This window comes from Bacteroides xylanisolvens XB1A (genome assembly GCF_000210075.1).
Taxonomy (GTDB): Bacteria; Bacteroidota; Bacteroidia; order Bacteroidales; family Bacteroidaceae; genus Bacteroides; species Bacteroides xylanisolvens.
In genome coordinates this window covers 1,132,178-1,147,974 of record NC_021017.1, presented here as the reverse complement: position 1 = coordinate 1,147,974, position 15,797 = coordinate 1,132,178, and the positions used below count along the sequence as shown (strand labels likewise).

The window sequence follows — 15,797 nt, the reverse complement described above, 5'->3', positions numbered from 1 at the left end:
CACAGGGCTATGGAATTGAATTTTCTGGAAATATTCGGTACGATTGTCGGGCTAGTCTACCTTTGGTTGGAGTACCGGGCAAGTATCTACCTTTGGATAGCAGGTATCGTGATGCCTGCCATCTATATCTTCGTATATTACAAAGCAGGACTGTATGCCGATTTCGGTATCAATATCTACTATCTGATAGCTGCCATCTATGGTTGGTTCTTCTGGATGTGGGGACACAGAAAGAAAAAAAGTCAGCAGTCAGCAGATGCTTCAATCGGTGACAAACCCAAAGACCTTCCTATCGTGCATACTCCATGGAAATGTTACTTACCTCTTTTTCTGGTATTTATTGTTGCATTTATCGGCATTGCGTGGATACTGATCGAATATACGGACAGCAACGTGCCCTGGCTGGATAGTTTTACTACGGCATTGAGCATTGTCGGCATGTGGATGCTGGCGCGTAAATACGTCGAGCAATGGTTTGCCTGGATTCTTGTGGATATTGTCTGCTGCGGACTTTATATCTATAAAGACCTTTATTTTACTTCTGCTTTATACGGACTTTACTCCATTATAGCTATCTTTGGCTACTTTAAATGGAAAAAATTAATGAGCGTACAATGATAAGTGAACACTATACTCCCGAAGCCGTCATACTTGCCAACGGCGAATATCCTACGCATGTGCTTCCCCTGAAAATACTGGAAGAGGCTAAATTCGTGGTTTGTTGCGATGGAGCAGCCAACGAATATATCTTACGTGGACATACTCCCGATATTATTATTGGCGACGGAGACTCTCTTTCGCCGGAAAACAAAACACGCTTTTCGGACATTATTCACCATATTGCCGATCAGGAAACAAACGACCAAACCAAGGCTGTCCACTTCCTGCAAGAAAAAGGCTACCAGAGAATAGCCATCGTCGGTGCTACCGGAAAACGGGAAGACCACACATTAGGAAATATCAGTTTGCTGCTGGATTATATGAAAAGCGGTATGGAAGTACGAACCGTTACGGATTACGGAGTATTTATTCCGGCAAGCGGCACGCAGACTTTCGTTTCTCACACAGGCCAGCAAATTTCCATTATCAATTTCGGAGCGAAAGGATTGAAAGGGGAAGGATTGGTTTATCCGCTTAGCGACTTTACGAATTGGTGGCAAGGAACTCTTAATGAAGCTACAAGCAATCGTTTTACCATTCAATGCACGGGAGAGTATTTAGTGTTTCTAGCTTCTATGTAAACCGATATTAATTCTCAAACATTCTCATCACTATGAGAAAAAATTCTCACTGCGACGAGAAAAAATACTCATAGTAATGAGAACTTTTTCTCATTGCGGTGAGAATCTTTCTTTCATTTCAATAGACTGTCAACGCCTCATAGATCACTGTATAACAACCTATTAAGACCGACTACAATGAAAGTAAATAGCTCTTGAAATCTGCAAATTCTTTCGTCATTTGCAAACTCTTCTTCTCGCCTTTCATAAATTCCTGCAACTTGGCAGGTATCTCTACTGATTCACCGATAATGCTTTCCACTGTTTCAAGGAACTTGGCCGGATGAGCCGTTTCAAGGAATACACCCGTTTCGCCTTCTTGCAAGCCTTCTACCAATGCACGATATCCGCAAGCTCCGTGAGGATCGAGGAGATAATGATGTTCTTTCCAAGTTTCTTTCACCGTTTCACGGATCTGTTCGTCGGTATAAGTTGTTCCTGAAATTTCGGCAGAGATAGCAGCGTGCGAACCATTATACAAATCAAGTACACGGGCAAAGTTGCTAGGATCTCCCACGTCCATAGCGTTAGCGATTGTTGCAATAGACGGACGGGGATTGTATTTGCCAGTTTGCAGATATTGATAGAAAATATCGTTGCGGTTGTTGGCAGCAATAAAACGCTTCACAGGCAATCCCATTTTCTTTCCGAACAATCCTGCGGTGATATTTCCGAAGTTTCCGCTAGGTACGCAGATGACGGCGTTATCCGCTTTTCCGGCACGCTTCAGTTGAGCGTATGCATAGAAATAATAAAATGCTTGTGGCAGGAAACGGGCTACATTGATGGAATTGGCAGAAGTCAATGACAGATGTTCATTCAGCTCCTTATCCATAAAAGCAGCTTTTACCAATGCCTGGCAGTCATCAAACGTTCCATCCACTTCGAGCGCAGTGATGTTCTGTCCCAGTGTAGTGAATTGCTTTTCCTGTATTTCGCTGACTTTTCCTTTCGGATAGAGCACATATACATGAATACCGTCCACACCCAGAAAACCGTTAGCCACAGCACTTCCCGTATCACCGGAAGTGGCTACCAGTACATTTACATTCTTTTGTCCTTCCTTCTTAATGAAGTATCCCAGCAGACGCGCCATGAAACGACCGCCTACATCTTTGAAGGCTAGTGTCGGTCCGTGGAAAAGTTCGAGCGAGTAGATGTTATCCGCTACTTTCACCAAAGGTACATCAAAACTTAAGGTATCATATACAATCTGTTTCAGGGTGTCGGCAGGAATATCCTCACCGAAGAAAGCATCGGCTACACGATAAGCTATTTCCTGAAAAGACAACGTATCAATTGTATCGTAAAACTCTTGTGGAAGAGGCTTGATAGACATAGGCATAAACAACCCTTTATCGGCTGCAAGACCTTTTACAACTGCTTCCTGTAAAGAAGCCACCGGCGCTTGTTTATTCGTACTATAATATTTCATGGAATGATATTTTTAGTGCTCACCACAGATTACACAGATTTACACAGATATTTTCTCTATTATTACATAATACAAAAGTCTCTTATCACTTTAAATCTGTGCGAATCTGTGTAATCTGTGGTGAACATTATTTCATAAATTCTTTAATAAACTCGTCTTCTTTCAACACACCGTAACTACCGTTGCAGGCAGATATTTCGTCATAAGTTTGCACCTCGTCCGGCTCAATTCCCGGATACCAGATAAGGAACGGGATAGGATCGGAAGTGTGCGTACGAAGTTCGCAGGGAGTAGGATGGTCAGGCAATACGGCTATTGCTACCGGTTCATCCCAATCTTTCACTGCTTCGTAGATAGGTCCTACGGCACGTTTATCCAGATTCTCGATAGTGAGAAGTTTCAAGTCGATGTCTCCTTCGTGTCCGGCCTCATCGCTGGCTTCGATATGAAGATAGACAAAGTCATCGGTTTTCAAGGCTTCCAATGCAGCAGCCACTTTATTTTCATAATTCGTATTATACAGACCGGTTGCCCCTTCTACCGCAATACGACGTAATCTGGCATAATAACCGATTCCGTTTATCAGATCGACTGCCGAAATCACCGCACCTTTTTTCACTTGCGGGAAAGTTTCGGAGAAAGTAGTCATTTGCGGACGATAACCGGGGCTCCAGGGCCAAATACTATTGGCGGGGTCTTTACCTTCAGCTATGCGTTTCAGGTTCAACGGATGATTCTTCAACAGTTCCTGTGATTTTAGAATCAGGTCGTTAATCAGGTCTGCCGTTTCTTGTGCTTCCGGGGCCAATGGTTTCACCATCAATGGGCGGAAAGGTTTCAAAGGAACATCGTGCGGAGGAGTACAGTCCAATTCTTTATTTCCTCCCTTGATAACCAATAGATGACGGTACTGGACTCCTGTGTGGAACCGTACGCGGTCATTGCCTAGTTTCTCTTGCAGGTATTGAATCAATACGTCCGCTTCTTCTGTAGATATGTGTCCGGAGGAGTGATTCTTCAGAATTTCTCCTTCCACACAAATCAGGTTACAACGCATTGCCATCTCGCCCGGTTTCAAATCCACACCGATACTGGCAGCTTCCAGCGGTCCACGACCTTCGTACACTTTCGGAAGATTATATCCCAACACTGACATGTTGGCTACTTCACTACCCGGATGGAAACCTTCCGCCACGGTAATCAGGCGGCCGTTACGCCCCATTCGGGCTAACTGATCCATATATGGCGTCTTCGCATATTGCAGGAGCGTCTTGTCCCCTAATGACTTCACTGGCCAGTCGGCCATTCCGTCTCCCAATATAATGATATGCTTCATTTCTTTTGAAAATTAAGAATGAAGAATGATGAATGAAGAATTGGCTGCACCATTACGCTGCATAGTAATTCTTCATTCTTCATTTTTAGTTCTTCATTTAATTAAACGTTTGCGATGCTCATGATGTCGGCAAATACTCCGGCAGCCGTTACTCCGGCGCCGGCACCGTATCCTTGAATCATCATCGGATATTCTTTATAGCGTTCTGTAGTAAGCAGGATAATGTTGTTGCTGCCTTCCAAGCCGTAAAACGGGTGGTTGGCGCCTACTTCCTGTAAGCCGACAGAGGCTTTTCCGTTCTCCAGTTTGGCAACGAAACGCCAGTGTTTATTTTCTTTCTCCAACACCTGGCGGCGAGCTTCAAAGTCTGCGTCGAGACTTGGAACACGTTTCCAGAAATCTTCCAGAGAACCTTCAAAGAAGTCATTCGGGACAAAGAGGTTCTTTTCAACATCTTCCTGTTCCAGACGGTATCCGGCTTCACGTGCCAGAATCACCAGTTTACGGATGACGTCTTTTCCACTCAAGTCGATACGCGGGTCCGGTTCGGAATAGCGTTCTTCCTGTGCCATTTTGATGGTACGGCTGAAAGGAATATCGGCGCTGATCTTATTAAAGATGTAGTTCAGTGTGCCTGAAAGCACTGCTTCAATCTTCAGAATCTTGTCGCCGCTATGAATCAGGTCGTTGATCGTGTTAATAATCGGAAGACCTGCACCTACGTTTGTTTCGAACAGATATTTCACACCACGTTGGCGGGCAATTGTTTTCAGTTCGCGATAGTTTTCGTAAGCGGAAGAAGCGGCAATCTTGTTGGCTGCTACCACAGAGATATTGTGTTGCAGGAAATCTTTGTAAAGCGATGCGATATCGGCGCTCGCCGTACAGTCTACAAAGACGGAGTTAAAGATGTTCATTCCGATAATCTCGTCGCGGATGGTTTGCAGACTACTGTCTTTACCCTTTTCCAACAGTTCCTGACGGAAATTAGAAAGGTCGAAACCTTCACGGCTGAACATTGCTTTAGCAGCATCAATGATACCTACCACATGGAGTTTCAATCCGTTTTCCATCATGAGTTTCTGCTGTTGGCAACGAATCTGTTCTACGAGACTGCCACCTACCGTACCGACACCGCAGATAAAGAGATTCAGTACCTGATATTCGGAGAGGAAGAAAGAGTCGTGAATAACGTTCAGGGATTTACGCAGAGATTTGGAATCGACCACAAAAGAGATATTTGTTTCTGAAGCTCCCTGCGCACAGGCAATTACGTTGATACCGTTGCGTCCCAGCGTACCGAAAAGTTTACCGGCGATACCCGGGGTATGTTTCATATTCTCGCCTACGATAGCAACAGTAGCTAAATCTCTTTCCGCAAGAATCGGAGAAATCTCGCCCATCTCTATTTCTTTCGCAAATTCCTCGTTCAGCACTTCACAAGCCAGGTCGGCATCGGCATTACGCACACCGATAGAAGTACTGTTTTCCGATGAAGCCTGCGACACGAGGAATACGCTGATTCCGTTCTTAGCCAATGCTTTAAAGATGCGGTAGTTTACACCGATCACACCTACCATACCGAGTCCCTGAACAGTAATCAGGCTGGTGTCGTTGATGGAGGAAATACCTTTGATAGCCTTGCTCTGCGGGTTGGAAACTTCTTGTTTGATAACCGTTCCCACTCCGTCCGGATTGAAGGTATTCTTTATTATAATAGGAATATTCTTGTGACATACGGGATAGATAGTCGGCGGATAAACCACCTTTGCACCGAAGTTACAAAGTTCGGTCGCTTCTACATAACTCAATTCCGTAATGGTATAAGCAGTTGAAATGACACGCGGGTCAGCCGTCATAAATCCGTCTACATCCGTCCAGATTTCCAGACTTGCCGCATCCAGAGCCGCAGCAATAATGGCAGCCGTATAGTCCGATCCACCACGTCCGAGGTTCGTCACATCTCCTGTCGTTTTATCCGAAGAGATGAATCCCGGCACCAGTGACACTTTAGGGATAGACTGGAAAGCCTCTTTCACCAACTTATTAGTCAGGTCGGTATCCAGCGTATGTTTACTATGTTTTCTTTCGGTCTTGATAAAAGTGCGCGAATCGAACCATTTAGCTCCGTCAATCAGTTCGGTAACGATGATGGATGAAAGGCGTTCACCATAGCTGACGATTGTATCCGAGGTCTTCGCGGAAAGGTCTCTAATCAGATAAATTCCCTGGAAGATGTCCTTCAACTCGTTCAGCAGTTCGCCAATCTGACGTTGCAACGACACTTGCTTTTCTCCGGCAGGAATCACCTCCTTAATCATCTCCACATGACGGTAAACGATTTCGCGGAACTCGCCCTCATAGGCTGAATCTCCTGCTGCCGCCATCTTTGATGTATTTATCAATTTGTCAGTGATGCCTCCCAATGCGGAAACAACTACAATTACCGGCTCACTTGCCGACTCTACAATTCTCTTTACGCTTAAAATGCTGTTCACGGAACCTACGGACGTCCCGCCGAATTTCATTACTTTCATGAAGATACTTATTTAAATGCAATGTCCTGCAGTTTACTTTTTACAGAACGATTGGTTGTTTACGAATAAAATTGAAATTGAATTTTGCCTGCTTATACAAGCGTGAATCACGTAGATACACAAAAACTATCCATTAACCCCTAAGGGTCATGGTACACATGGATGTGACTGTATGTGGATAGTACTTCATCATAGTCCTTGTTTCTACTCTTGTTTTTGATAAGTGTCGCAAAAGTAATAATAAAAACGTTCAATCTATCACTTTTTTCGGTTTTTTTCTGATAAAAAGAATCTTCCGTCTTCTATTCGTCCTGTCATCCGCCTTTACTTTTATGACATTTTGCTACTCATATATCAAATATATTATTATATTTGCGAAAACAATCGCACAAAATCAGCTTATGAATCCATTAAATACTTCCGTATTGCTAATATACACCGGTGGAACAATTGGCATGATCGAGAATGCCGCGACAGGTGCTCTGGAGAACTTTAACTTCGAGCAACTGCAAAAGTATATCCCCGAACTGCAAAAGTTCAACTTCCCGATTGACACCTATCAGTTTGATCCTCCAATGGATTCGTCGGACATGGAACCGGATATGTGGCGGAAGCTGGTACGCATCATTCATGAAAATTACGACCGCTACCACGGCTTCGTCATCCTGCACGGAACGGATACAATGGCTTACACTGCTTCCGCATTAAGTTTTATGCTCGAAGGGCTCGATAAACCTGTTATCCTCACAGGTTCACAACTTCCCATAGGTGTACTCCGCACGGACGGAAAGGAAAACCTGATGACCAGCATCGAGATTGCCGTTGCACAAAACAAGGAAGGGAGGGCGCTCGTACCGGAAGTGTGCATCTTCTTTGAAAATCATCTGATGCGGGGAAACCGCACGACCAAGATGAATGCGGAAAACTTCAACGCGTTCCGTTCTTTCAATTACCCGGTATTGGCGGAAGCCGGAATCCATATCAAATATAATAATGTGCAGATTCACGTAAATGGTGAAGAGCGGGAATTGAAGCCTCATTATCTGCTAGATACCAATGTTGTGGTACTGAAACTCTTCCCGGGCATCCAGGAAAATGTGATTGCCGCCATTCTGGGGATTGACGGATTGAAGGCTGTCGTGCTCGAAACATACGGTTCGGGAAATGCTCCCCGGAAGGAATGGTTTATACGCCGGCTATGCCAGGCCAGCGAACGTGGGATTGTAATTGTCAACGTGACGCAATGCAGCGCAGGAATGGTAGAGATGGAACGTTATGAAACGGGATACCAGTTGTTGCAGGCAGGTGTTGTCTCCGGATATGACAGTACGACGGAGTCTGCTGTGACTAAATTAATGTTCTTACTGGGACATGGATATACACCGGACGAGGTACGCGACCGGATGAACCGGTCGATGGCGGGAGAGATCACTCTGTAAATTCCTCTATTTGTTTTATACGATGAACAGATTTTATCTGAATTTGTTTTGCGCGTTGAACAAATTATGTCTATTTTTGTATTCCATAGAAAACAAATAAAGATATGGATACACTAATCAGAAGATACAAAAGGTTATTAACAGCTACTTCCACAACCTATATCAGAAGCCTGATGAATACAATCAATTGGGATAACCGTCTGATTGCTATCCGGGGAGCTCGCGGAGTTGGGAAAACAACTTTAATGCTTCAATACTTAAAACTTCATTATGCCAATGATAGCCAAAGTGCCTTATATACAAGTTTAGATAGTCTGTATTTCACACAGCATTCTCTTAGCGAACTCGCCGAACAGTTTTACCTGAAAGGAGGTAAATGCCTGTTCTTGGATGAAGTGCACAAATATCCGTCATGGAGCAAGGAAATTAAAAATATATATGATGAGTTTCCTGAACTGAAAATAGTATTCACCGGGTCATCCTTACTCCAACTGCTGAATGCAGAGGCCGACTTGTCTCGTCGATGCATATCATATAATATGCAAGGGCTATCCTACCGTGAATATCTGAATTTATACCATCAGATTGACATCCGCCCTTACACGCTGGAAGAGATATTGGACAATAGTGATGGAATTTGTAATGAAGTGAATTCCCAATGCCGTCCCCTCGCCTATTTTGAAGACTATTTGAAACATGGATACTATCCTTTTTATTTGGAAGGAAATGCGGAATACTACACACGTATCGAAAATATAGCCAACCTGATACTCGAAATCGAACTTCCCCAGCAATGCGGAGTGGACATCAGTAACGTGCGAAAACTAAAAAGTCTGCTGGGAATCCTCTCCTCCGAAGTGCCTTTTATGGTGGACATCACTAAACTCTCTGCTATGGCAGAACTTTCACGTACTACTATTTTGGCCTATTTACAGTATCTGGACAGAGCTAAATTAATCCACCTTCTTTATTCGGATAATGACTCTATCAAAAAGTTACAAAAACCGGATAAGATTTATATGGAAAATACCAACCTGCTTTATGCATTGACCTTTAAAGATGTAAACAAAGGAACATTGAGAGAGGTGTTCATGGTAAACCAACTCGCCTATCAACATCGTGTGGAATATTGCACACGTAACGCAGATTATACGATAGACAGTAAATATACGATAGAAGTTGGCGGAAAAAGCAAAGACGGAAAACAGATAGCTAACACTAAACAGGCATTTATTGCCGCAGATGATATTGAATATTCGACTGGGAACAAGATTCCACTCTGGACATTCGGGTTTTTATATTAAAGAAAGAGAATATGGCAAAAGAGAAAACCGTATATGTATGCAGTAATTGCGGACAGGATTCACCGAAATGGGTGGGTAAATGTCCGTCGTGTGGAGAATGGAATACGTATGTTGAGGAAATCGTACGGAAAGAACCTACCAACCGCCGTCCGGTGTCGGGCATTGAAACACAGAAACCCAAACCACTGGCACTTAGCGATATTGAAGCGGACGACGAGCCACGCATCAATATGCACGATGATGAATTGAATCGCGTATTGGGTGGCGGACTTGTGCCGGGTTCTCTTGTCCTGATAGGCGGTGAGCCGGGAATCGGTAAATCCACGCTCGTCATGCAGACCGTACTGCACATGCCGGAAAAGAAAATCCTTTATGTATCCGGTGAAGAAAGTGCACGACAGCTTAAACTCCGTGCCGACCGTCTCTCTGATACTTCCAGCGATTGCCTGATCGTTTGTGAAACTTCACTCGAACAAATTTATGTGCATATCAAGAATACGAATCCTGATTTAGTGATTATTGACTCTATACAGACTATTTCCACCGAGAGTATCGAATCATCTCCCGGAAGTATTGCGCAAGTCAGAGAGTGTTCGGCATCTATTCTTCGTTTCGCGAAAGAAACGCATACTCCTGTGTTGCTGATCGGTCATATCAATAAGGAAGGAAGTATTGCAGGACCTAAAGTGCTGGAACATATCGTAGATACCGTCCTTCAATTTGAAGGCGATCAGCATTATATGTATCGTATTCTGCGCAGCATCAAGAATCGTTTCGGCAGTACGGCAGAGTTAGGGATTTATGAAATGCGTCAGGATGGGTTGCGCCAGGTGAATAATCCTTCCGAGCTTTTGCTTAGTCAGGATCATGAGGGAATGAGTGGAGTGGCTATTGCTTCCGCTATCGAAGGAATCCGCCCGTTCTTGATCGAGACACAGGCTTTGGTCAGTTCTGCTGTTTATGGAAATCCTCAACGTTCGGCAACCGGTTTCGATTTAAGAAGAATGAATATGCTGCTGGCTGTTCTCGAAAAGCGTGTCGGATTTAAGCTGGCACAGAAAGATGTGTTCCTGAATATTGCCGGAGGACTGAAGGTGAATGACCCGGCTATCGACTTGCCGGTTATCAGTGCCATCCTTTCTTCCAATATGGACGCAGCCATTGAGCCGGAAGTTTGCATGGCGGGAGAAATCGGATTATCGGGAGAGATACGTCCTGTGAATCGAATTGAGCAACGTATCGGTGAAGCCGAAAAATTAGGTTTTAAACGGTTCTTGTTGCCAAAATACAATCTGCAAGGTATTGACACTACGAAACTGAAGATCGAATTAGTGCCGGTAAGAAAGGTGGAGGAAGCATTCAGGGCTCTATTCGGATAGGGCACTGATGCATACATTATCCGCTTTATCTATTTTATAATCGAAAACAATATCAATAATAACTAAATGACACAAGAATTCCAACTCCGCATACTTCCCGAAATCGCAGCAAACGAACAGAAGCTGAAAGAATATCTCTTCAAAGAAAAAGGCCTCAACCTGCGTGACATCACCGCTACCCGAATCTTGAAACGAAGCATCGATGCACGGCAGCGGACTATCTTCGTCAATCTGAAGGTACGAGCATATATCCGTGAGATGCCTAAAGATAATGAATACGAGCATACTATATATAATAAGGTAGAGGGAAAGCCGCAAGTGATTGTCGTGGGCGCAGGTCCCGGCGGACTATTTGCAGCCCTGCGTCTCATCGAACTGGGGTTACGTCCCGTTGTTATCGAACGCGGAAAAGATGTGCGCGAGCGAAAAAAAGATTTAGCACAAATCAGCAGGGAACACACGGTTGACCCGGAATCGAATTACAGTTTTGGCGAAGGGGGGGCAGGAGCTTATTCGGATGGAAAACTCTATACCCGAAGCAAGAAAAGAGGAAATATAGATAAGATATTGAATGTATTCTGCCAGCATGGGGCTTCTACAGCGATATTAGTAGACGCGCATCCGCATATCGGGACAGACAAGTTGCCACGTGTCATTGAAAATATGCGGAATACCATCATCGAGTGTGGCGGAGAAGTACATTTCCAGACACGAATGGAGGCACTGATTATCGAGAATGACGAAGTAAAAGGTATCGAAACAAATACAGGAAAGACTTTTCTCGGACCTGTGATACTGGCAACCGGACATTCGGCGAGAGATGTATATCGTTGGCTGGCTGCGAATCATGTGGCGATTGAAGCGAAAGGCATTGCAGTCGGTGTCCGTTTGGAGCATCCGGCAATGTTGATCGATCAGATACAATATCATAATAAGGAGGGACGAGGCAAGTATCTGCCTGCCGCAGAATATAGCTTCGTCACACAAGTTGAAGGCAGAGGAGTGTATAGCTTCTGTATGTGCCCCGGCGGTTTCATTGTTCCTGCTGCCAGCGGACCGGAGCAAGTGGTAGTGAACGGAATGTCTCCTTCTAATCGTGGCTCGCGATGGAGTAATTCGGGCATGGTAGTGGAAGTGCAACCGGAGGATTTAATAAGTGGAGAGTGGAGAGTGGAGAATGGAGAGTTAGCTGCGCAACGAAATGAACAGCTACTGGCTCTTAACCCATCTCTAAACAACTCTCAACTCTCAACTCTCAACTCTCAACTTCTTCCCCTTTACTTTCAGGAAGAACAGGAACGTCAATGCTGGTTGCAAGGAGGCAGAAGGCAGACAGCACCAGCACAGCGTATGCAGGACTTTACCCGCAAGAAGTTGAGTTACGACTTACCCGAATCTTCTTACAGCCCGGGATTGATTTCTTCTCCGCTTCATTTCTGGATGCCGGAGTTTATCAGCAAAAGATTATCTCTCGGTTTCCAGCAATTCGGACGTTACAGTCATGGCTTCCTCACTAATGAAGCGGTGATGATCGGTGTAGAGACACGTACTTCTTCGCCTGTCCGCATCGTACGCGATAAAGAGACATTGCAACATACAACCGTTCGCGGATTATTCCCTTGCGGAGAAGGTGCAGGCTATGCCGGAGGGATTGTTTCTGCCGGAGTGGATGGAGAACGGTGTGCGGAAGCCGTAGCCAATTATTTCAATCGTTAACTAAAACTACATGAAAATGAATCATCAACCCGAAATAGCTATCATTGAATCCAACACCCTTACTTGCCTTGGCCTGAAAGGAATCCTGGAGGAAATGATTCCTATGGCAACCATACGTACCTTCCATCAATTCAGTGAACTGATGGACGATACGCCGGATATGTATGCCCATTATTTCATTTCCGCACAGATTTATGTGGAACACAATGCTTTCTTTCTCCCCCGGAAACGAAAAACAATTGTATTGGCAAGCGACAGTCCGCAATTCCAACTGTCCGGCGTGCCTGTACTCAACATCCATGAATCCGAGGAAGAGTTGGTGAAAAACATATTGAAACTCCACCAACACGCCCACCACAACGGTTATCCGGTGAAAGACATGCCATCCATGCCTCCGGCGCAGCCTCATCAGGAGATTCTATCTTCCCGTGAAATAGAAGTGCTCGTACTGATAACCAAAGGATTAATCAACAAAGAGATAGCAGATAAACTGAATATCAGCCTGACCACCGTTATCACTCACCGGAAAAATATCACAGAGAAATTAGGCATCAAGTCCGTCTCCGGACTGACTATTTATGCGGTAATGAACGGGTATATAGAAGCGGACCGAATCTGATTCACCACAGAGGACGCAGAGGACACAGAGGATAAAAAGGATAAAGAAGGTAAAGAGAAAAACTTTCCACACTTTTTCCCAAAAACACTCAAACAGTCTGTATCAGAGAATGAGTGAAGATGTTACCTTCACTATACCCTCTGTGTCCTCTGCGTCCTCTGTGGTGAAAATTGTGGTGAAAACTGTGGTGAAATAAATCCTAATAAATGAGGATTGACCATTGTCTATATTTGCCGTTACTTTGCAGCAGACAAATTAACAGCAGATGAAGACAAAGAATATTATGATTGCCCTTATGCTCCTGACGACAGGGACAGCATGGGCGGAAGATTTCCCGAAAGACTCACTAAAAATAGTAGACATCGAAGAAGTGGTAGTGATTGCCACTCCGAAAGAGAATCGTAAGTTGCGTGAATTACCGGTGGCAGCCACTGTTTTATCGCAAGATAATATGCGTGCCAATCAGGTGAACTCTGTGAAAAACCTGACAGGCATCGTCCCTAATCTGTTTATCCCCGATTATGGTTCCAAACTGACCACTTCCATTTATATCCGCGGAATCGGCTCACGTATCAACACTCCGTCCGTAGGACTTTACGTAGACAACATCCCTTATATCGACAAATCCGCTTTCGACTTCAACTATGCTGATATCGAACGTATTGATATTCTCCGCGGACCACAAGGTACTCTCTACGGACGTAATACGATGGGAGGACTTATCAAAGTGCACACAAAATCGCCTTTCACTTATCAAGGTACTGATATCCGCATGGGAGCAGCAACTTACAATAATTATAATGTGTCACTCACCCACTATCATCGGACATCCGACCGCTTCGCTTTTTCTACCGGAGGTTTCTACGAACACACAGGTGGCTTCTTTGAAAATTCGGCAAGAAACAACGAAAAGGTAGACAAGAGCAATGCCGGTGGCGGACGTTTCCGTGGTATTTACCTGCCTACTTCGAACCTGAAAATAGACATGGCCCTTAGCTATGAATATAGCGATCAGGGCGGATATCCGTATTACTATACCGGGATTACCCCCAGTGCAATAGCTAAAGCGAAAGAAAATGGTAAAGAAATGACAGAAGACCGGGCAGATTATATCGATAAGATTTCATATAACGACCGCAGCAGTTACCGCCGTGGATTGCTCAACTCCGGTGTTAACATCGAATATCAAGCCAACAACTTTATATTAAGTGCCGTGACAGGTTATCAGAACCTGAACGACCGCATGTTTCTCGATCAGGATTTCACAGAAAGAGATATTTTCAATATTGAGCAAAAGCAACGTGCAAACACCATTTCCGAAGAGATTGTGTTGAAAGCCAAACCCGGAAAAAGATGGCAGTGGGCTACGGGAGCTTTCGGATTCTATCAATGGCTGCATACTACGGGACCTGTCTTGTTTAAAGAAGAAGGAGTGAAGTCGGTCATTGAAAACAACGCCAATGCAGCTTTTGAAGAAGTATCTGCCAAACCCGGAGCTCCCACCATGGGAATGACTGTGCACAACCCGTCATTAAGCGTAGGAGGAACTTTCGACACCCCGACTCTTAGCAGTGCACTTTATCATCAGTCTACTTTCAACAACTTGTTCATAGAAGGACTGTCCGTTACAGCCGGCCTCCGGCTCGATTACGAGAAAATCAGTATGAAGTATAATTCTCTTAGCACTCCTATCGACTTTGGTTTTGATTTTCACTTAGCTATGGGACCCAACCAAATAAACTTGTCTGATCAGAATATGAAAGCCCCTGCCTCTTTCGTTGGCAAGCTCTCTACTGATTATGTACAGCTCCTACCCAAATTTGCTATTCAATATGAATGGAAAAATCAAAATAATGTGTATGCCACCGTCACCCGGAGCTATCGTTCAGGAGGATATAACATCCAGATGTTCTCTGACTTATCACAAACAGAATTGAAAAATTCGATGATGAATGCCATCAAAGAAAGTCCGACAATAGGGCAAGATGCCACCTGGGGAAAAACCATCATTAATATGATGGACCAAATGGTGCCTACAAAAGAGATTGATGTAAAAGCATCCACTACTTACAAACCCGAATATTCGTGGAACTACGAAGCAGGTAGCCACCTTACTTTATGGGAAGGCAGACTTTGGGCTGACGTCGCAGCATTCTACATGGATACCCGCGACCAACAACTCTCCCAATTTGCAGAAAGTGGTCTGGGACGTATCACTATCAATGCAGGAAAAAGCCGTAGCTATGGTGCAGAAGCAGCCCTTCGTGCCAGTGTGACAAAAGAACTTAGCCTGAATGTCAGTTACGGATATACGTATGCCACCTTTACGGATTATGTAATCACCGAAGAGCAAAAAGACGGCACTTTTAAAGTAACTGCAGATTATAATGGCAAATATGTTCCCTTCGTCCCCAAACACACCTTAAATATCGGAGGAGAATACGCCATCACCTGCAGTCCGCGTTCTATCTTCGACCGGGTTGTATTCCAAGCTAATTATAACGCTGCCGGACGCATCTACTGGACTGAACAAAACGATGTCAGTCAATCTTTCTATGGCACACTCAACTGGAGAACGAATCTGGAAATCGGTGACGCAATGATTAGTTTCTGGGCGCGCAACTTCCTGAATAAAGAATATGCCGCCTTCTATTTCGAAACAATGAACAAAGGTTTTATGCAGAAAGGACGCCCAATGCAATTTGGAGTAGATCTCCGCTGCCGGTTCTAATCATTTTCACTCATAGATATA

11 protein-coding genes are annotated in these 15,797 nt (G+C 44.4%); 8 read left to right on the top strand and 3 right to left on the bottom strand.

What is annotated here, in order from left to right:
* The first annotated feature begins 9 nt into the window (after positions 1–9).
* Positions 10–618 (top strand): nicotinamide riboside transporter PnuC, encoded by a 609-nt coding sequence (gene pnuC, locus BXY_RS04795; protein WP_004315259.1) that lies wholly within the window; start codon positions 10–12, stop codon positions 616–618.
* A complete protein-coding gene (locus BXY_RS04790; protein WP_004315260.1) occupies positions 615–1,241 on the top strand; it encodes a thiamine diphosphokinase in 627 nt (208 codons plus the stop codon). The genes pnuC and BXY_RS04790 overlap by 4 nt, the downstream gene beginning before the upstream one ends.
* 172 nt (positions 1,242–1,413) lie before the next feature.
* Here the strand turns inward: BXY_RS04790 and thrC are convergent, their stop codons facing one another.
* The 3 genes from thrC to thrA form a co-directional block, all read right to left on the bottom strand.
* A complete protein-coding gene (gene thrC / locus BXY_RS04785; RefSeq protein WP_015531327.1) occupies positions 1,414–2,715 on the bottom strand; it encodes a threonine synthase in 1,302 nt (433 codons plus the stop codon).
* Between the two features lie 127 nt (positions 2,716–2,842).
* The gene (locus BXY_RS04780) at positions 2,843–4,051 is read right to left on the bottom strand and encodes a cofactor-independent phosphoglycerate mutase (RefSeq protein WP_015531326.1); all 1,209 of its coding nucleotides are present in this window, start codon (positions 4,049–4,051) and stop codon (positions 2,843–2,845) included.
* Positions 4,052–4,152: 101 nt separating this feature from the next.
* Positions 4,153–6,588 carry a bifunctional aspartate kinase/homoserine dehydrogenase I gene (gene thrA / locus BXY_RS04775; RefSeq protein ID WP_004315263.1) on the bottom strand — a complete coding sequence of 812 codons (2,436 nt, stop codon included), beginning with the start codon at positions 6,586–6,588 and terminating at the stop codon, positions 4,153–4,155.
* Between the two features lie 401 nt (positions 6,589–6,989).
* Between thrA and BXY_RS04770 the strand changes: the two genes are divergently transcribed.
* The 6 genes from BXY_RS04770 (at position 6,990) to BXY_RS04745 (ending at position 15,776) form a co-directional block, all read left to right on the top strand.
* Positions 6,990–8,027, top strand: coding sequence for an asparaginase (locus BXY_RS04770; RefSeq protein ID WP_208946767.1), 1,038 nt, complete (start codon positions 6,990–6,992; stop codon positions 8,025–8,027).
* Between the two features lie 104 nt (positions 8,028–8,131).
* Positions 8,132–9,331: an ATP-binding protein gene (locus tag BXY_RS04765; RefSeq protein WP_134993191.1), complete on the top strand. Its 1,200-nt coding sequence runs from the start codon at positions 8,132–8,134 to the stop codon at positions 9,329–9,331.
* 11 nt (positions 9,332–9,342) lie between these two features.
* Positions 9,343–10,710 carry a DNA repair protein RadA gene (gene radA, locus BXY_RS04760; RefSeq protein WP_015531323.1) on the top strand — a complete coding sequence of 456 codons (1,368 nt, stop codon included), beginning with the start codon at positions 9,343–9,345 and terminating at the stop codon, positions 10,708–10,710.
* A gap of 66 nt (positions 10,711–10,776) precedes the next feature.
* Complete coding sequence (locus BXY_RS04755; protein WP_015531322.1) at positions 10,777–12,426, top strand: NAD(P)/FAD-dependent oxidoreductase; 1,650 nt, start codon at positions 10,777–10,779, stop codon at positions 12,424–12,426.
* Between the two features lie 16 nt (positions 12,427–12,442).
* Positions 12,443–13,045: a response regulator transcription factor gene (locus tag BXY_RS04750; RefSeq protein WP_087319009.1), complete on the top strand. Its 603-nt coding sequence runs from the start codon at positions 12,443–12,445 to the stop codon at positions 13,043–13,045.
* A 265-nt stretch (positions 13,046–13,310) separates the two neighbouring features.
* Positions 13,311–15,776 carry a TonB-dependent receptor gene (locus BXY_RS04745; protein ID WP_015531320.1) on the top strand — a complete coding sequence of 822 codons (2,466 nt, stop codon included), beginning with the start codon at positions 13,311–13,313 and terminating at the stop codon, positions 15,774–15,776.
* Positions 15,777–15,797 lie beyond the last annotated feature (21 nt).

What these genes read in the sequence shown, in the direction of transcription:
- pnuC (WP_004315259.1), top strand. Translation starts at nt 10, where the DNA reads ATGGAATTGAATTTTCTGGAAATATTCGGTACGATTGTCGGGCTAGTC.
- BXY_RS04790 (WP_004315260.1), top strand. Translation starts at nt 615, where the DNA reads ATGATAAGTGAACACTATACTCCCGAAGCCGTCATACTTGCCAACGGC.
- thrC (WP_015531327.1), bottom strand. Translation starts at nt 2,715, where the DNA reads ATGAAATATTATAGTACGAATAAACAAGCGCCGGTGGCTTCTTTACAG.
- BXY_RS04780 (WP_015531326.1), bottom strand. Translation starts at nt 4,051, where the DNA reads ATGAAGCATATCATTATATTGGGAGACGGAATGGCCGACTGGCCAGTG.
- thrA (WP_004315263.1), bottom strand. Translation starts at nt 6,588, where the DNA reads ATGAAAGTAATGAAATTCGGCGGGACGTCCGTAGGTTCCGTGAACAGC.
- BXY_RS04770 (WP_208946767.1), top strand. Translation starts at nt 6,990, where the DNA reads ATGAATCCATTAAATACTTCCGTATTGCTAATATACACCGGTGGAACA.
- BXY_RS04765 (WP_134993191.1), top strand. Translation starts at nt 8,132, where the DNA reads ATGGATACACTAATCAGAAGATACAAAAGGTTATTAACAGCTACTTCC.
- radA (WP_015531323.1), top strand. Translation starts at nt 9,343, where the DNA reads ATGGCAAAAGAGAAAACCGTATATGTATGCAGTAATTGCGGACAGGAT.
- BXY_RS04755 (WP_015531322.1), top strand. Translation starts at nt 10,777, where the DNA reads ATGACACAAGAATTCCAACTCCGCATACTTCCCGAAATCGCAGCAAAC.
- BXY_RS04750 (WP_087319009.1), top strand. Translation starts at nt 12,443, where the DNA reads ATGAATCATCAACCCGAAATAGCTATCATTGAATCCAACACCCTTACT.
- BXY_RS04745 (WP_015531320.1), top strand. Translation starts at nt 13,311, where the DNA reads ATGAAGACAAAGAATATTATGATTGCCCTTATGCTCCTGACGACAGGG.